Annotated in this window: 16 protein-coding genes; 5 read left to right on the top strand and 11 right to left on the bottom strand. The window is 42.7% G+C overall.

Features of this window, described 5'->3' with window-relative positions; genetic code table 11:
- Position 1 precedes the first annotated feature (1 nt).
- The 4 genes from D0T57_RS04325 to D0T57_RS04310 all read right to left on the bottom strand — a co-directional run bounded on the left by D0T57_RS04325 (position 2) and on the right by D0T57_RS04310 (position 4807).
- On the bottom strand, positions 2–1468 hold the full coding sequence (locus tag D0T57_RS04325) for an MFS transporter (protein WP_163271244.1): 1467 nt from the start codon (positions 1466–1468) through the stop codon (positions 2–4).
- Between the two features lie 18 nt (positions 1469–1486).
- On the bottom strand, positions 1487–2464 hold the full coding sequence (locus D0T57_RS04320) for a DUF5123 domain-containing protein (RefSeq protein WP_163271242.1): 978 nt from the start codon (positions 2462–2464) through the stop codon (positions 1487–1489).
- Between the two features lie 26 nt (positions 2465–2490).
- The gene (locus tag D0T57_RS04315; RefSeq protein WP_163271241.1) at positions 2491–3255 is read right to left on the bottom strand and encodes a glucosamine-6-phosphate deaminase; all 765 of its coding nucleotides are present in this window, start codon (positions 3253–3255) and stop codon (positions 2491–2493) included.
- A gap of 394 nt (positions 3256–3649) precedes the next feature.
- Positions 3650–4807, bottom strand: coding sequence for an iron-containing alcohol dehydrogenase (locus D0T57_RS04310; RefSeq protein ID WP_163271239.1), 1158 nt, complete (start codon positions 4805–4807; stop codon positions 3650–3652).
- 317 nt (positions 4808–5124) lie between these two features.
- On the opposite strand from D0T57_RS04310, the gene D0T57_RS04305 reads away from it, so the two are divergent.
- Complete coding sequence (locus tag D0T57_RS04305; protein ID WP_163271237.1) at positions 5125–6318, top strand: saccharopine dehydrogenase family protein; 1194 nt, start codon at positions 5125–5127, stop codon at positions 6316–6318.
- A 10-nt stretch (positions 6319–6328) separates the two neighbouring features.
- Positions 6329–8152, top strand: a complete 1824-nt coding sequence (locus D0T57_RS04300; RefSeq protein ID WP_163271235.1) for a hypothetical protein — start codon at positions 6329–6331, stop codon at positions 8150–8152.
- A 57-nt stretch (positions 8153–8209) separates the two neighbouring features.
- Here D0T57_RS04300 and D0T57_RS04295 read toward each other — a convergent pair whose 3' ends face one another.
- The 5 genes from D0T57_RS04295 to tsaD form a co-directional block, all read right to left on the bottom strand.
- Positions 8210–9016, bottom strand: coding sequence for an META domain-containing protein (locus D0T57_RS04295; protein ID WP_163271233.1), 807 nt, complete (start codon positions 9014–9016; stop codon positions 8210–8212).
- Between the two features lie 30 nt (positions 9017–9046).
- Positions 9047–9838: a nitrilase-related carbon-nitrogen hydrolase gene (locus D0T57_RS04290; protein ID WP_163271231.1), complete on the bottom strand. Its 792-nt coding sequence runs from the start codon at positions 9836–9838 to the stop codon at positions 9047–9049.
- Positions 9839–9845: 7 nt separating this feature from the next.
- Positions 9846–10385, bottom strand: a complete 540-nt coding sequence (locus tag D0T57_RS04285) for a 1-acyl-sn-glycerol-3-phosphate acyltransferase (RefSeq protein WP_163271229.1) — start codon at positions 10383–10385, stop codon at positions 9846–9848.
- 4 nt (positions 10386–10389) lie between these two features.
- Positions 10390–10671 (bottom strand): hypothetical protein, encoded by a 282-nt coding sequence (locus D0T57_RS04280; protein WP_163271227.1) that lies wholly within the window; start codon positions 10669–10671, stop codon positions 10390–10392.
- A gap of 124 nt (positions 10672–10795) precedes the next feature.
- A complete protein-coding gene (tsaD, locus tag D0T57_RS04275; protein WP_163271225.1) occupies positions 10796–11815 on the bottom strand; it encodes a tRNA (adenosine(37)-N6)-threonylcarbamoyltransferase complex transferase subunit TsaD in 1020 nt (339 codons plus the stop codon).
- A gap of 162 nt (positions 11816–11977) precedes the next feature.
- On the opposite strand from tsaD, the gene D0T57_RS04270 reads away from it, so the two are divergent.
- Positions 11978–12973 (top strand): hypothetical protein, encoded by a 996-nt coding sequence (locus D0T57_RS04270; RefSeq protein WP_163271224.1) that lies wholly within the window; start codon positions 11978–11980, stop codon positions 12971–12973.
- 302 nt (positions 12974–13275) lie between these two features.
- Here the strand turns inward: D0T57_RS04270 and D0T57_RS04265 are convergent, their stop codons facing one another.
- Together D0T57_RS04265 and D0T57_RS04260 are read right to left on the bottom strand one after the other, a co-directional pair.
- Positions 13276–14943: an alkaline phosphatase gene (locus tag D0T57_RS04265; protein ID WP_163271222.1), complete on the bottom strand. Its 1668-nt coding sequence runs from the start codon at positions 14941–14943 to the stop codon at positions 13276–13278.
- A 62-nt stretch (positions 14944–15005) separates the two neighbouring features.
- Positions 15006–16091: an SGNH/GDSL hydrolase family protein gene (locus D0T57_RS04260; RefSeq protein WP_163271220.1), complete on the bottom strand. Its 1086-nt coding sequence runs from the start codon at positions 16089–16091 to the stop codon at positions 15006–15008.
- Positions 16092–16412: 321 nt separating this feature from the next.
- Here D0T57_RS04260 and D0T57_RS04255 point away from each other — a divergent pair, with 321 nt between their 5' ends.
- Together D0T57_RS04255 and D0T57_RS04250 are read left to right on the top strand one after the other, a co-directional pair.
- Positions 16413–18089 (top strand): putative transporter, encoded by a 1677-nt coding sequence (locus D0T57_RS04255; protein ID WP_163271218.1) that lies wholly within the window; start codon positions 16413–16415, stop codon positions 18087–18089.
- Between the two features lie 189 nt (positions 18090–18278).
- Entirely contained in the window at positions 18279–18461 is a 183-nt protein-coding gene (locus tag D0T57_RS04250) for a hypothetical protein (RefSeq protein WP_185154625.1), read from the top strand.
- Positions 18462–18606 lie beyond the last annotated feature (145 nt).

The following is an 18606-nucleotide window of genomic DNA, read 5'->3' as shown; positions in this document are numbered from 1 at the left end:
TTTATTTTTTATCATTACCGGCAATAGGCTCAATTTTTCCACCCAGCACAAAAACAGCTACCAGAGCCAGAGGAAACAGTAACCCTGCAAATATAAAGAATGGCATCCATCCCACTTTTGTGATCAATGGAATTATAATCATGGCCGTTATCGTACCCAACACGGCCGATGCACCTCCTATTCCCGCCAGCGAACCTACTGTTTTTCCGTTGTGGAAGTCGGATGCTAATGTCATCAGGTTGGTTGCCGTAAACTGGTAACCTGCCAATATAACTGCCATCATCGTTACGGCCAGATAAGGAGTAGAAGCCATTGTTGCCCCTATAATCCCCGGTATTGCGATGCACGCACCGACTACCAGCCCTGTTTTGCGAGCGAAATTGAGAGTCTTTCCTTTTTTCATCAGCAAACCAGAGAACCATCCGCCCGAAAACGCACCTATGGCAGCACCAACGTATGGTACCCATGCCGAGAGTGCAACCTCTTTTATATCCAGGTTGAACACCTCGATGAGATACATCGGTATGAATGTTACGAAAATCCACCATATAGGATCGAGGAAGAAGCGCCCGACTATCAATGCATAATTCTTGCGTTTGCTCAACAGCTCTTTCCATGTTTTGGGTTTTGCATTTGTATCCTGATTGCTTTCCGGTTGGCCGGAAAGGATATATTCTTTTTCTTTATCTGTAATCCAAGGATGCTCTTTCGGCGATTTTTTGTTTATTATCAACCACGGAATTATCCATACTATTGCCAAACATCCGACAACAACAAACGTCAAACGCCAGCCGAATGCCAAAAAGAGAAATGAGATAACAATAGGAGCCAGAATAGAACCTACCGATGTGGCAGCATTAAAAATCCCCTGAGCCAGAGCCCGCTCTTTGGTCGGAAACCACTCTGCATTCGATTTGGTATTGCCCGGCCACGGCCCGGCTTCGCCCAATCCGAGAGCAAAACGAAAGCCCATCAACGATTTCAGCCCGCCAGCCAGTGAAGTAAAAGCATCTGCCGCCCCCCACAATAAAGCTGAGAAGACAAAGCCTTTGCGAGTACCTATTTTGTCGTACAATTTACCCGAAACCAATTGGCTTATCCCATAAGCTATCATAAAAAAGATAGTGATATTAGCCAGTATTCTCTTGGCTTCGGCTTTGAAATCGGCATCTGTCATACTTGCATCTACGATACCCAGATCGCGGGCTATACCACCGATATTGGTATAGGTAAAAGTGCCATCGGCATTTTTAGTTACCTTATCGGCAGCAACGGTAATAGTAGCGCCGTCTTCTGCTATCAGGGTATATGTATTTTCTTCAGAGCTGTATGAAACTTTGTCGGCCTTATACTCAATTTTCTGATTTGCAACCCACATATAATTGAGAGTTCCCCTGTCGAGATAATTGATTATTGCTACAATAGCAATAAGGCTCAATACAACCCATCTTAAACCTTTTATTTTCATGTTTTTCTGATTTTTCGATTATTTCTTAATCCATCGCGGATCGCCAATACCCATATCCGATAGATTTGTATCTTTCGGGGCAAAAGAGCAATCTGTTGCTGTTGGATTATCGTTTGGTGATTCGAATAGCGCGGCTGCTGTAACTCCGGCATTCTTCAATCCGCGCGAATTGGTTAAAGTTGCTATTTCCGACGTCCTGTAGCTATCTGTAACCACAGCTTTGCTTTCTTTACTGATTACAATAAACTTTGTGGCATCGCCGGCAAAATGGAATATAGATTTTGATATATTAATATCTACTTCTCCCAGGCTGCAACGGAAAACACCGCTATTGTTGTTTGATGTATTAATGTTATAGAATGTACAATTAGAGACATCTACAGCCAGTTTGCCTACCAATTTCTTGCAAAACATTAAGCCCCGGCTAAAATTGGAGAATGTACTGTTTGTTAAAGACATACGATCTATTTGCGGTTCGTTTTCCGTCGAAAAATTCAATATTCCGTGTGAAGGGACGGTTATGTTATACACTATCGAGTTTTGGATAATATAATTGCCTATCCTGTTTTTCGCTCCCGTTGCATTGTTTGTCAATAGGGTTGCACCTACCGCATTCAGGTCAACTACGCAATTTCGAATTGTAATATTTTCGATATCAATATCTTTTTCGCCCGTAATTTGAAGAAAATACTTTCTATCAAGAACAATCTTAAGGTTGTCGAACACAATATTCTTCGTCTTCGGACCAACGGTTACGACACCCAAATTGATAACAGGCTTCGACCCGGGCACACCTATAATTACCAGGTCGTTAGCCAGTGTAATTGTCTTATCAACTGTATATTCACCGCCTTCAATCATTATCGTGTCTGTTGCTACAGATTTTCGCAATACAGAATATAGATTATCGCCGGACTTAACCGTTTTGATAGTCGCACCGACATTACCCGCAACTGTTATAACAGTGAATAGCAATAGTAGTTTATAATACTTCATGGTATATAGAGTTTTGGTTATCCTTTTTACATATCTACCAAAGAGGCGCTATCCACATCTACATAAAGGGTTACATCCTTATGTGTGCGTAGGATAGAAGCCGGGCACAATGGAGATATCGATCCGTCGCAAGTTCCTTTTATGGCATTAGCTTTTGCCTTTGTAGGGACGATAGCATACAATTTATCGATGTGCAACAACTCGGGTATCGTGATAGTAATGGCATGAGTCGGCACCTGGTCTAATGTTTCGAAGCACCCGTCATTTATCTGTTGCGCACGGCATTCGGGCGAAAGGTCTACAATTTTCACGGCTAACGGATCGTCGAAAAATGCCACATGCGGATCATTAAATGCCAAGTGACCGTTTTCGCCAATACCAAGGAATACCATATCAACAGGCATCTGCTTCAACAAAGCAGCATATCTTTCACATTCTGCCTGCGGGTCGGCAGCCATAGAGTCCATGTAATGTACCGACTTGCATTTCACTTTCGAGAAAACCCTGTCTTTCAAAAATTTACCAAACGCCTGAGGGGCTTCGGAATCTATACCGATGTATTCGTCCATATGAAACGCATTTACTTTCCCCCAATCAATATCGTATTTCAACAGATTAGCTAAAAATTCATTTTGTGAAGGGGCAGAAGCAAATATAATATTTATTTCGTCTTTTCGGCCTTGTAATTCCATGATATATCCTGCTATTTCTTTAGCAGCCAATTCTCCCAGTTCTGCACGGCTATCAGATATTTTAACCTTTAAGCGTCCTTTCATTATTTCTGTTGCCATAGTAATGTTTTTTTAAGTTTATAATTATATTTCTTTTTCGTTATCGTACACGTTGTTTAAAAAACGACTATTAGATTTCAAATACGACACATAAACAACTCTATTTTTGATATTTACAGATACAATCGCACTGCATACACATAAAAAAGCATCCGTTATCGTTTACAAATATATTTTTTAATTTTGAAAAACAACAGAAATTTTACTTAAAAATATCATTTCACCTATTGTTTTTTCCATCACTAACAACACCAGCTTGAGACACCGACATCCAGAAACGATGCAAACAACTAGATACAAGCAATTTACAAAAATAGTGCACGATAACGAAAAGAGAAATAATAATTATAAAAAAACGATTAGCCACCGATGTATTTCCACGTACATATTTGATCTATTTTCTCAAATCCAAGATTTGTTTCGCCATTCTGTAATCTACATTCTGGCACTCACCCAGTTTCCATCCGCGTTCTTTCAGGCGCTCACAAACTTTCTCGATGGCCTCATCGCCAAGATTGTAATCAGACAAATGAGTTTTAACTCCCATTTCTTCGAAAAAATCTTCCACTGCTCGTATAGTCATATCTATCAATGCACTATCTGAAGTTCCGCTTAATCCGAAGACCTCCTTGCCTAACAATTGTATCCTCCTGGCTTTTTGCTCTTTCAGCACGGTCAACACGCCCGGTAGGATTACAGCAAGAGTCTGGGCATGGTCTAACCCGAAAAATGCAGTAATCTCGTGCCCTATCCTGTGAGTAGCCCAGTCTTGTACAATACCGCAACCCAGCCAGCCATTGAGCGCCCATGTAGATGCCCACATCAAGTTGGCTCTCACATCGTAGTCGGTAGGGGTAGCCAATGCTTTCGGGCCATCTACAATAAGGGTTTTCAATACTGCTTCTGCAAAATTATCCTGCAATAGCGTGTCGTCTTCCCTGTATGCCAGATATTGTTCGGCTATATGCACAAAGGTATCCACCACCCCATTGCCTATCTGGCGGGCAGGAAGAGTGAAGGTGGCAGTGGGATCGAGCACCGAAAATTTAGCATATGTATGAGGTGAGGAAAATGCCCGCTTATCTTCTGTTTCAGCGCGGGTTATTACAGCCGCATTATTCATCTCCGAACCTGTGGCCGGTAGGGTCAACACGGCTCCGAAAGGCATCGCGCGCTCTATTTTCATACCCTTTGATATTATTTGCCAAGGGTCGCCATCGTCGAAACATGCTGCTGCCACGATAAACTTAGCAGCATCGATAACCGAACCGCCTCCCACAGCCAACACAAAATCTATCTTCTTTTCCTTGATCAATGCCACGGCCTTCATGCAAGTTTCGTAATGGGGGTTAGGTTCTATTCCCGAAAACTGAAACCATTCGAATGCTTCCAAAGCATTTACAACCTGCTGGTAAACTCCGTTTTTCTTTATACTGCCACCACCATATAATACCAGCACCTTTGCACCTGCCGGTATTTCGTTGGCAATATCCTTGATGGTATCTTTACCAAAGATGATTTTTACGGGATTGGCTAAATTAAAATTTTTCATACTATTCTATATTAATTGATGTTGAGTAACTGTTCAAACAGGCTCTTAGTACTGGACAAAGATACAATTGAAAAAGAGATATTTCCTCATTTATCTACACTTTATATATAATGAAGCATTGATATTAAGCAATTTAGAAATTACTTAATTGATACATACTCCTGTTTTTTTACAATTCGAACAAATAACGACCGTCATATAATTGCACCTTGCCCCGATTTCGATAATGAGAAAAAGCTGATCGTATATTTATTTATTATCGTGCCAAAGTAGTATATTTGCATAAACGATATAAATTAAATAATAATATTTAGTCAATGGGAAAAGTTTTAATCATTGGAGCCGGAGGCGTGGGTACAGTCGTAGCTCACAAAGTGGCACAAAACATGGATGTTTTTACCGAAATAATGCTAGCCAGCCGCACTAAATCGAAATGCGATGCCATAGCCAAGGCCGTTGGCGGAAATAAGATACAGACTGCGCAGGTAGATGCCGATAGCGTAGAAGAGCTAAAGGCTCTTTTCAATTCGTTTAAGCCCGATTTGGTAATCAATGTCGCTCTGCCATATCAGGATCTTACAATTATGGACGCCTGTCTGGCCTGCGGTGTAAATTATCTGGATACGGCGAACTACGAGCCGAAAGATGAAGCCAAATTTGAATATAAATGGCAATGGGCTTATCAAGAGAGGTTTAGAGAAGCAGGACTTACAGCCATTCTGGGCTGTGGTTTCGACCCGGGTGTCACCAGTGTATTCACAGCTTATGCCGCCAAGCACCACTTCGACGAAATTCATTACCTCGACATTGTAGACTGTAATGCCGGCGATCACGGAAAAGCGTTTGCTACAAACTTCAATCCCGAAATTAATATCCGCGAAGTTACCCAGAAAGGAAAATACTGGGAAAACGGCGAATGGGTGGAAACCGAGCCCCATGCAATACATAAACCATTGATATATCCAAATATAGGACCAAAAGAGTCGTATGTCATCTATCACGAAGAACTGGAGTCGCTAGTTAAGAATTTCCCAACATTGAAGCGTGCCCGTTTTTGGATGACGTTCGGACAGGAATATCTGACCCACCTGCGTGTGATACAAAATATAGGCATGTCTCGCATCGATCCTGTTATCTACAACGGTGTGGAAATAGTGCCTATCCAATTCTTGAAAGCTGTATTGCCTGATCCGGGCGAACTGGGAGAGAACTACACCGGAGAAACGTCTATCGGTTGCCGTATCAAGGGTATAAAAGATGGTAAAGAACATACCTATTACGTATATAATAACTGTTCGCACGAAGCAGCATACAAGGAAACGGGGGCGCAAGGCGTAAGTTATACAACTGGCGTGCCTGCTACAATCGGGGGCATCATGTTTATGAAAGGCTTGTGGCGCAAACCGGGTGTATTCAATGTGGAAGAGTTTGATCCCGATCCATTTATGGAACAGCTAAACAAGCAAGGATTACCTTGGCACGAATTGTTTGACATAGATTTGGAGTTTTAACAGTTAAGAAATGTTGGCTATTATAATTGCCTGGATAGTAATATCGTTGGTATTACTATCCTTTGGCGATATTTTCATTACCCTTTACAACAAACTGAGCAAAAAAGAAGAGCGGTACAACCTACCCGAAACTTTCATGTTGGGTATGGCATTCGTTTCATTACTCTTGTCAGCTATATCCTTCGCCCTTCCCCTCAATTATTATATATTACTAGCCCTTATAGCCATATGTATCTTATATTGGTGCCGTAGGATAGAACGTATAGGCAATATGATAAAGGCTATTAGGCAAGGAATCGAAGTATATTCCAAAAGCCAACTTATAGCTATAGCATTGTTGTTTTTGTTTTTCCTTGTTTTCATAATCTGGTGTATGCCAAGTTATGATGCCAGCTTCTACCACCATCAGAACATAAGATGGAATGAGGATTATGCCATAGTGCCCGGACTGGGGAATTTAGAAAGCCGATTGGGCTTTAATTCTAATTATTTTTTATTATCTGCCGTTTTTTCATTCAGGTTTCTTTTTGGAGAGGCTATATATGGGGGTTTACAATCAGTTTTGTTGTTATTTGTCCTGTTCTGGTGCTTGCGAGAGTGTGTAATGTCAAATTATGATATTAAAAGTATCTTACTGTTAGTATTCTTTTTCCTCTTTTTTCTATCCTGCCGCGATATGCTATCGGAGTCTTCGACCGATATAGTCCCTCATATTTGTATATTTTACTTTATTTGTAAATTTGCACTATGTCCCGAAACCTTCAAAGCCAAAAGTTTATTTGTATGCATATTGCCTGTAGTATTGTTGACATTCAAATTATCGACAGCACCTTGTCTTTTGTTCAGCCTAATTGCATTATATTATTTAATAAAGGAAAAAAAAAGCAGATCTATTATTTCTCTGATAGTTTTTGGTATAAGTATTATTGGTTTATGGCTGGCTCGGAATGTTATAGTAAGCGGTTATCTGATATACCCTTTACACGAAATAGATATTTTCTCTTTTGATTGGAAAATGCCATTGGATGTTGCCATAGCAGATCGTGACTATATTCACAGCTATGCAAAGAATTCTTTTTATAATGTATTTTCTCTATCCGACAGCTATCTTAGTACATTATTACAATACAATAAGCGGGCTTTTCTATTGCATTATCTCACAATAGCACTTACCGTATTTCTGTTTGCTATACCTTTTATAATTATCTATTACATCATAAGGAAAAAAAAGATAAGCCATATACACTATTTGCTTTTAGGTGTTACTGCTATATATATTTTGTATTGGCTGATATCGGCTCCCGATATCAGATTTGTGCTAGGCGTTTTCTATGGCGTTATTTTTCTTGCAACAATAATTATAACCAATCAATATCCCCAAAAACAATTATACTCCTGCTGCCGGAAATTCATATTCCCTGTTTTTGTATTAGGAATTATCTGTTCGACGGCTAGTATACCATATTACGCCATTCGGAAAATCATATCTTTTCCGCCGGATACAAGCCGGCATCTCCTTCAAAATGTATTATATATGCCATATAGTGCTAAAATGGAGGCTCAGGAGAAAAACTCAGGACTTGATTTTGAAGCTTATGATATGGGTAATGGGATAACTATTTATATAACAACCGATTCCTTAGGACGAAGTTTCGATATTATACCGGCTACCGCTCCTTACAATATAAAAGGGATTTTAAAGTATCAAGACATTAGGACAGTAGAACCAAGAGGAACATCCTTGCAGGACGGCTTCCGTACCCGAAAAGAATGCCTCGACAAGATAAATGAAGAAGCTGAGGAAAAACTGGAATTGAAATATAAGTTATACTAAAAAGAATCAGGGCTGCCGGAATGGCCGCCCTGATTCTTTTTATATAATTCCTGCTAATTACTCAGCGTCTTTTGTAAACTGCAAAACAACGTTTCCATCCCTTGTGAAAGTCAGCACATTGCCTTCTACCTTTACCTGTGCCGGCGAATTGAGGTGGCTCGAAAATTTACCTTCGCCTTCGAGGCTCGGACAAGCCATCATAGTCATTGCAGCCGGTTTGAATGTCATCGTATTGCCTTCGAGTGTATAAACTGTGCGGTAAGTGTTGCATCCTGCAAATCCAAATACGCCGTTACCTTCGCGAAACTCCATAGTCGGTTTTCTTTCCTTGAAAAGAGTAGCTACATCACCATCAGCTATTTTGGTCAGCGTCCATTTGCCAGTAAGGCTTTCTGGATTTAGGCTTGCAGCATCGCTTTCTGTGTTGCTGCTTTTTACAAACTGAAGCACCACTTCCTTATCTTTAGCAAACGACAATGTTCCATCGTTGTCGATACTTATTTCCAACTCAGGGGTTGAAAGTGTTGAGAGATATAGCGGTTCTTTGTTGCCAAACAGGCATGCCTTTCTGGTTGCAGCAAAACTCGGTGCCGAGAACTCGTTTTTCTCGTTCAAGGTAAATGCTCCAGTATAATTGTTGCAACCACTATTGCCCGACACTATATTATTGTCGAAATTGAATTGTATATGCGGCACACTTCTTTCGAAAGCCTCTTGAGCTGCTTCACCTTTCAGGGTTTTCAGTTCCCACTGCCCGGCAAGGTCTTTTTTATCTATCGGCTTCACAGAACTGCAACTTTGCGTTCCCAAAATCAATACTGCAATAACAGCCAATATAGCTGCCGGTTTTAAAATAGTTTTCATAAAAATAATCATTTAAATTGCTTTCTGTTGTTATTTTATTTCAAAGCTATCAGCATCTTCCCATACCGGAAATTTTGCTCTGAATGCTTCGATATCAATTTTAGATATATAGACGCTTTGTGTCTCGTTTTGGTTTAACAAAGGTGGCAAAATATCGTCTCCTTTAGCATTTATTAACCTTGAGAGTCCATCGTAGTTCAGTCCGTTTCCATCCCTTCCGGTACGGTTTACCCCACACACATAGCTCATATTTTCTATGGCTCTGGCTGTGAGCAAGGCATTCCATACCTTGTTTCTCGATGCCGGCCAATTGGCTACATAGATAAGGAGATCGTAGGCATTGCCCACATTGCGTGCCCAAACAGGGAAACGCAGGTCGTAGCAGATGAGCAGGCAAATACTAAATCCTTTATACTGTACAATCAGACGATTGTTTCCGGCAGAAAAGAAGCTCGGTTCGCTACCCATGCGAAACAGGTGGCGCTTGTCGTAATAATGTTCTGATTGGGGGGTAATGAAAAATCCCCGGTTGAAATATTCGCCCTTGTCTTCGGCTATATAGCTTCCACAAACCGCAAGGTTAAATTTTTCAGCCCATGCTTTCAGGTTGTTTATGGAATTGCCGTTTACAGGTTCCGCCAGCAAGCGGCTGTTCATGCTGAAACCGGTGGTACACATTTCTGGCAGCAACACAAGGTCGGTTTTACCAGCCAGAGAAGACATTACGGAATAAATATAACTGAGGTTTTTCTCCTTATCTTCCCATGCTATATCATATTGCACAAGACTCACGCCCAACTTGCAGTCTTCCTGAGTTGCCATACTTTATTTATAGGGAAAAATATTCCGGATGGCGGGCTGTCATTCCCACATAATAAGATTTGATTTCCTCTATGTCTTTATCTACATCGCCCGTAGGATAGAATATTTTCCTAAAATTGGCTTCTTTGCGCCCATAGTCCAATGCTGCTACCACAATAGGCACTTTGGCCGCCAAGGCTATAAAGTAGAACCCTTTTTTCCACTCGGTATTCAGTTTGCGAGTGGCTTCGGGAGTTATTGCCAATTGGAATTGTTTCTTATTTGCATATATTTCAGCCATTTGATCGGTGAGCGACGATTTGCGCGAGCGATCGACAGGTATGCCGCCAAGTATTTTGAATATGATGTTCATAGGGAAGAAAAACCATTCTTTCTTTATCAGGAAAGAAGCTTTCCGCCCCAGCGACTTATATACTACCAAGCCCAAAGGCAAGTCCCAGTTGCTTGTATGAGGAGCAACACAAATCACACTCTTGTCGGGCAGGTTGGTATCGCCAGTCACCTTCCATCCGGCAAGACTGAGTATCAGTTTCCAGAATTTTCTCATTATATTATCCTAGCGAGGAGATGTCTTTAGCCAGAGTATTTGCCTGTTCTCTAAAATCGGCATTCAATTTTTTGAAATAAGCTTTCACCCGCCCTTTAGCCTCACGGCCTTCTGTTGCACTCACACGTTTGATCAGGCTTTCGTGTGCTTCGCCTATTTTTGCTATCACTTTGTTGGCTGCTTCAATGTCGGCATCTACCACAAAAGCTTTGTAGAAAATGCAGTCTATATAAAGCATTTCCATTACATTATTTATATTTTTTTTCAGATTTCTACGACTACTCATATTTTTCAATATTTTTCTTATGTTTATATCTTTATTATCCTTGCAACCTTAAAATCATGGCAAAGGTACTAAAAAAGATACTGATAAATCATATCTTTCCTCATACTTATCCGTACCAGGCATATTAAATTAAAACTACCCGCGAAAAAGGTGCGGCGTCTACCGGGCAAAATTCTTTATCCTGATATTTAAAATATCCCGTCATGGCTACCATTGCAGCATTGTCGGTAGTATAGCCAAACGGTGGTATATATATTTTCCACCCAAAGCGCTTGGCATGGTCTTCGAAAGCTGTACGCAATCCTGAGTTTGCCGAAACACCTCCTGCTACAGCAACTTCTTTTATGCCTAAATCTTTTGCGGCTTTCCGCAGTTTGTCCATCAATATCTCGATGATTGTCTTTTGAAGCGAAGCACAGAGGTCGGCTTTGTTTTTTTCCACAAAGTCGGGGTCTTTCTTCAGTTCGTCGCGCAACAGGTATAGGAAAGATGTTTTCAGTCCGCTGAAACTATAGTCGTAGCCTTGTATATGCGGCTTGTTTAGTTTGAAGCTATCCGGATTTCCCTCTTTTGCCAACCGGTCGACAATAGGCCCGCCGGGATAGCCCAACCCCATTACTTTGGCGCATTTGTCGAAAGCTTCGCCGGCAGCATCGTCTATCGTCTGCCCTATTATTTCCATATCTTTGTACGACCGCACCAGCACTATTTGCGAGTTGCCGCCCGACACCAACAGGCATAAGAAAGGAAAACCGGGCTGGCTGCCATCTTCCTTACTTTCTTTGATGAAGTGAGCCAGTACGTGCGCGTGCAAGTGGTTCACGTCTACCATTGGTATGCCTAGCGCAGTAGAAAAACCTTTGGCAAACGATGTACCAACCAGCAGGGAACCCATCAGTCCCGGGCCGCGTGTAAAGGCCACAGCCGAGATGTCCTCTTTTTTTACTCCTGCTTTTTTCAAAGCCTGGTCTACTACGGGTATTATGTTTTGCTGATGCGCCCGCGATGCCAGTTCGGGCACTACACCACCGTAGCTTTCGTGCACCTTTTGGCTCGATACTATATTCGACAAGAGAACCCCATCTTGTATCACTGCCGCAGCGGTATCATCGCAAGATGATTCTATTCCTAAAATTATTGTCATTTTTTGCTTAAACTGATGTAATGCGGATTTATTATAATAAACTATATGCTTTTGGAGTTTAATTGTATATGATAGAATAGTTTGTACTCTAAAAACATCACAAAATTAAGAAATATAAATTACCTTCGCAAAAGAGGAATCTTAAAAGCAAATAAAGCGGTTATGAAAAAGATAATTTATCCATTGTTGTTCGTTATTATTTCGTTCGTAGGTTGTTCGGGAACCATAAAACGAGAAAACGCTCCCATTGGGGAAAAGCAGATGAAAATAGAACGGTTTGATAAAGATATATATGCCTATTTGCAGCATCCCGACTCTATTGCTGCGGTGGCTCTGAAAGAAAAATACCCCTTGTTGCTGCCTGCCTTCGGGCATGTGGCGATGGGCAACAGCGACCCTACTGTATTTTTCGCATCGCTGGAAGAGTATTTTTCGCATCCCATGCTGATGCAGATATATAACGATGCCCTAGCCCGGTTTGGCGACCTGAGCATATACGAAAAGGAACTGGCTGATGCGGGAAAACTTGCCGGGCAGCATTTTTCAGGCAAATCGCTGCCACAGTTGGCTATGCATGTGTCGGGATTCAGGGAAAATGTTATCGTACTGAGCAATCTCATTTCGCTGTCGTCCGACAAGTACCTGGGAAGTGGTTATGATGGTTACCGCGAGTTTTTTCAGCCTTACGAGCGTCAGCAAATGCAGGCAAAATATATCACCCGCGACTACTTGAGGGCGTGGCTGCTGAGCGATATTATGCGTACCGATGAGAAACACCACAATATGCTGGAGGCAATGGTGGCCGAAGGAAAAGTGTTGTATGTGTTGTCTGAGCTATTGCCTTCGCTCAGCGAAGACGACATTATTGGATATACCGGCGAACAAATGGATTGGTGCAGACAAAACGAAAATATGATCTGGCAGAAGATGGTGAAGAAGTATTACGTATATTCCATAGATAATATGGTCATGACCCGTTTTATAAACGATGCCCCTTCCACTTCGCTTATTTCGGCTGAGGCTCCGGGAAGGCTCGGCGCATGGATAGGGTGGCAGATGATAAAGAAATATAAGAAAGAAAAGAAAAACTTTTCGGTAATGCAGATTGTAAATGCAGATGCTTTGGATATACTGAAAACGTCTAAATACAATCCGTAGAAAATCAGGGCAAACGCATAAAATTTACCCAAACTCAATTCTGAGCTTTGTAGGGGCGAATTATCATTCGCCCGAAATAGAAAAAAAATCTGCGGGCGAATAATAATTCGCCCCTACACGACAATAGTCAAAACCAGAATATCGTTTTTTCAAACGTTTGCCCTGCGTAGAGAATAGAAAGAAGTGCTATATTGTTATAAGTGACCGGGATTTCTTCCGATCACTTTTTTTTACCATAAAAACCCATGACGCACAATAATCATAGCAAACTGCGACACAAGCCCTATCACACAAAACCCGTACTAATTGAGCATTTCCATTGTTTCCGTCAGATGTGCAGGCAGGTAAAACTGTTCGTTCTTGTCTATATAGACTGCTACCGAACCAAGATTGAAAGGCTTGCCGTTGAGATACCCCACTGATGTAAACGCAGGTATTTTCATGGTAGTCTTCCCTTTTTTTACGGTCAGTACGATATTATCGTTTTCTTTTGCGATCTTATAATCGTAACCGTTGAAAACGTCGGTATGTCTGGCATACAGCTCGCTGCTTAGTTCAGCCAATGATTTTTCGAGCCCCACGAGGTCGCACAGGTATTTGTTGATCTCTACATTCGATCTCAACCCTAGAGGAATATCCCCTTGCGGATGGTAAGCCGCCAGGAATACATCTTCGCCGGTATGCCTTCCGCTAATGAAATCGAAATACGTGCGCGACACCATAATCTTGGCGATAGTGGATACCATATTGACCGAACTGGCAATCTGAGTATAATCCGAAGCCTTGTAATTCTTTGAAGAAAGGAGTTGGTTCACCTCATCTTCGGAGAGGTCTATACCAGTATATTTATTGAATGTAGGTTTTATAGCCTCCGGCTTTGTTTTCAACAATACTTTCTCAAGCCCTTCGGCTGTCAGTTTATACTTCGACACGTTGAAGAATACAGAGTCGAGCCCCTTTGCCGAACTGCCCTTAAATTTCTCGCTGCCGAAGTTCATGTCTGCCGTACCGTGGTCGGCAAGCACTACGACGGCTGTTTCCCCGTTTTTCTTCGCATAGTCGAGTGCAACGCCTACAGCCTTATCGAAAGCCAGAAACTCTGTTATCGCGCCAATCGGGTCGTTTGAATGCGCTGCCATATCTACACGGCTACCTTCCACCATCAGGAAGAAACCCTCCTGCGCCTTATCGAGCCGCGCAATGGCTTTGCCTGTCATTTCGGCCAACGACGGATACATAGCTTCCCTGTCGATATCGTAAGGCATACGGCTCGGCGAGAAAAGCGCCCACACTTTTTCGTCTCCCGAAAAGCTGCGGAAGGCATCTATATCTCCTTTTATATATTTTACTCCGGTCTTGGCGAAATAGTCTTTCATGCCGGCAGTTACTTCGTCATATCCTCCGCCAAAAACTACATCGAGGTTGTTATATGCCATCTGAGGGGCGATATATTCATATTTACCCCTGTCGTAATAATGTGAAGCACAAGCAGCCGGGGTAGCATGTGGAAATTCGCAGGTAACAGCGACTCCCGTGGCTTTGCCTTTCTCTATTTTGGCTGCTTCCATTACGGTAGCGGCAGGCCTTAGAGCCATAGCCGGATCGGTAGGGTATATATCCTGTAGGGCATCGACCTGTGGATAGACGGAAATATTGCCTTTTTGGGCGGGAATGCCTGTCATATATGCCGACATGGCGGGAGCCGAATCGGGCACAGGGGCATTGGAGCAATATGTATTCACCAGCCCGCAGAGATAAGGGTCGATATTAAGCTTGTCGCTTCCGCTATTCGTTCCCCCATTGTAATATTGAAACCAACGGGCAATGGAAAGCAGGCTGGTAGATGTGCCGTCCGACACCATAAATATTACATTCTTAACAGGACGTACAGATTTGCGGCAATTTTGCTGGGCAAATATGCTAACCAGAAATAGTTGCAGCAGAATACATAGATACACTCTTTTCATCATTACAATTCGATAATTATTTATTTTGTTTGCTATGCGCAATCAAAGATTGCTTATGTAACTAATTAAATTCCATATTTCTTCAAAATATCAGCTACAAACGGTTGGATAACCTGCAACATCCTGTCGAAACCCAGATCGTTGGGATGTATGCCATCGGTCGTCCCTTCGTGATCGCTGCCAATCAGGTTTCCTTCTATGTAATAAAGATCCTTTACACCTGCTGCGACCAGTTTGTCGTATTCAGCCTTAAAGTTACGGTTCTGACCAGCAACTACCTCCCTTGCCTTCACATCGAAGTTGCCAGTTTCGCGCACGATACTCTGTATCATAACGATAGGTACCTGAGGATGGTTCTTCCTTATAGTCTCTACCAGATATGTTGTACGCTCGGTGATTTGCTCCGGGCTAGGATTAGGGGCACAATCGAGAATATAAGCATCGGCTTCGATACCTGCTATCATATCAACCACCTCCGGCTCCATTTTCCCATTACCGCTAAGCCCGAGATTGATAAAATCGACACCCAGCTTACGCGCCATACGCGCAGGATATGCCATACCCGGACGGCTGGCAGAAGCTCCCTGCAAGATGCTGGAGCCGTATATTACTACCTTTTTGCGGAAGGGGCTTTCCATTGCTGCGATATAGCTACCTTCGTCTACTCCTATTTCGAGGCTTTTCACTTCATCGTACAACGAAAGGTATAGCAGGCATTCCTTTTCGCCGTCTTCCATATTGGAGACGATGGCGGCCGTTGTCGGATTGTCGGCGGGACGCCCCACCCCGGCAAATACCCACTCGTTGTTTCGTTTTATATAAAGGTCGAGCCCTTTGTAGACGATACCTGTCATATTATTGGATTTTCTCTGGTTGAGAGTCGACCAGCGGGCTGATATGGAATTGCTGTTTGTCTTGAAGACGATAGCCAATCCTGCCGAATTGGTAAAGAGACGCTTCACACCCAGCGGCATTGTATTATATTTTGCCGTATCTACGCGATGATAAAATTGTGGTATCGGCTTGGCTTTACCCACCATTGTCAATTCACGGGCATCGGTATATACCTTTTCCTGAGCTATGGATAAGGAAGCCGAAAGGAAAGAAAAAATACTGATCAATAAAAATGTCTTTATGCAACTTGTTTTCATAATATTCAACGATTAGTTAAGATTCTGTTTTTTAAGGCATCCAAAGATAATAAATAAACAGGGGGTTTAGGGCTATATCTCCTAATTTTTAGTTTTATCATTCGAATTTTTTTACCATAAAATGAACGAAGTATCTCAGAATGACAGGCGAAGAAAAGCTACATCGAAAAACCTTATTTCCCTTACCTTTTTTGTACTGCCGGCCGATGGGTTACAACTATTAGCTTTATAAAATGTTAAGCAGAATTGAATAGATGAAATAAACTTGTAACTGGAAACTAATTATAGTACCTTTGACGCCCGTATCATAATGATTGTATCATGGATTGGTTTGTAAAGGCAGCAATCGACTCGCCTTCTATTCTTTCTATCATTGTCATTTCTGCGATTTCAGCTATCGGGCTGCAACTGGGAAAGATCAAAGTATTCAACGTTTCGCTTGGAGTTACATTCGTTTTTTTTGTAGGTATCGTCGCCGGACATTTCAATCTGGGATTGAACAGCGATATGCTGGCATTTGCCCAGAATTTCGGACTTATACTGTTTGTCTATGCACTTGGGCTTCAGGTTGGTCCCGGCTTCTTCTCCTCGCTGAAAAAAGGAGGATTGAAACTCAATATGCTTGCTCTGGGAGTGATCCTGCTGGGTATGCTGTTTACCGTTATATTCAGCTATGCCAGCGATATATCGTTGCCCAACATGGTCGGGATATTATGCGGAGCCACAACAAACACCCCGGCTCTGGGTGCTGCGCAACAAGCCTTGAAACAGATAACCGGAGGCGACTCTAAAATGATAGCCGACATGGCGCTGGCTACAGCCGTAGCCTACCCTCTGGGTGTGGTGGGTGTTATACTGGCAATAGTATTGCTGCGTAAACTTTTCGTGCCGAAAGAAACATACAGCAAGCCTCACGAAAAGAAGGACAATGCAACCTATGTAGGCGAATTTCATATTACCAATCCTGCTATCGAAGGAAAGAGCATACGCGAGATAATGAAACTGTCGCCAAAAAAGTTTGTCATTTCGCGCATATGGCGAGACGGTAAAGTTACCATCCCCACCTCCGAATGCCTGTTGCAACACGACGACCACCTGCTCATCATATCCATAAAGTCGGATGTGGAACATATCAAGGTCTTGTTTGGCGAACAGGAAAATGTGGATTGGAACAAGGAAGACATAGACTGGAACCATATAGACAACAGCCAGCTGGTTTCGCGCCGTATCATAGTCACACACAGCAAAGTGAACGGGATGAAACTGGGTGCGCTAAAATTGCGCAATATATATGGCATCAACATCACACGCATCAACCGTGCCGGTATAGAACTATTGCCATTACCCAACCTTGCATTGCAAATAGGCGACAGGATAACCGTAGTAGGCGAGAAGGCTTCGATAGACAATGTAGCCAAGATACTGGGTGACGAGATAAAGCGGCTGAAAAGCCCGCACCTTATTGCCATATTTGTAGGCATTGCCTTGGGGTTGATTTTGGGTGCGCTGCCTATCCCTTTCCCCGGAATGGATTTCCCAATAAAGCTGGGTATAGCCGGAGGGCCTATCATCGTAGGCATACTTATGGGAGCATTCGGGCCCCGCTTCCGAATGACGACTTATACTACACAGAGTGCAAACCTCCTGATGCGCCAGTTTGGGCTCACTGTCTACCTTGCCTGCCTGGGCATAGGAGCAGGAGAGCATTTTTTCGATACGGTATTCCAGACCGAAGGATTGGTATGGATAGGTTTCGGCTTCCTGCTGACGGTGATACCCGTCATCATCATAGCCATCGTAGCCATGAAGATATACAACATCAATTATGCAAAGAGTGTAGGTATGCTTTGCGGCAGTATGGCAAACCCTATGGCGCTGAATTATGTAAACTCTGTAATAGACGACGACGATCCGTCGGTAGCCTATGCTACAGTATATCCGGTGTCTATGTTTGCCCGCATCATACTGGCGCAGTTGCTATTAATGTTGCTCTATTAACACATACCAAGCTTTTACTGCGAAGCACGAAGGTGTTCTTAAGAGATAAAGATGATATCCCATTAAACCATTTTTCGAAAACATTGTCTTAATTTCAATGTTATTTATTATACTGCATAAAAGCCATCTTGGGTTAAATATTTTATCTTTAGCTCATACTGCCGCGCCCTCCTGGGCTTGTCCTCCCTTTTGGCATTGCCCAAAAGGAAGCAAAAGGCTAGTGCTTCGTTCCTCGGCGACCTGTCATCGGTTTGCCGGCAGAAAGGGATAAACGGGCTACGCCCCATCCCTTTCTATGCCGCCTTCACCGGACAGATTCCCGCCTGCGGAACTGATGCACGGAAAGCTGACGCACGACTAGAATTGGCGTAAACTCTTGTCCGGCGTCAGCCCGCGCCATTAGCTCTGCGTACGGGGTACCCACGCGATGCAGGCGGCGTAGAATGAAGTGGGGGTGCTGTTATGCAACTTTGCTAAGCCAACAAAAGGCTTGCTGTTAGTTCACTTCATTCAGCCG

It is taken from the genome of Dysgonomonas sp. 511 (assembly GCF_010501105.1).
Taxonomy (GTDB): Bacteria; Bacteroidota; Bacteroidia; order Bacteroidales; family Dysgonomonadaceae; genus Dysgonomonas.
The sequence above is the reverse complement of the archived record's forward strand: the minus strand, read 5'-3'. Positions and strand labels throughout refer to the sequence as shown.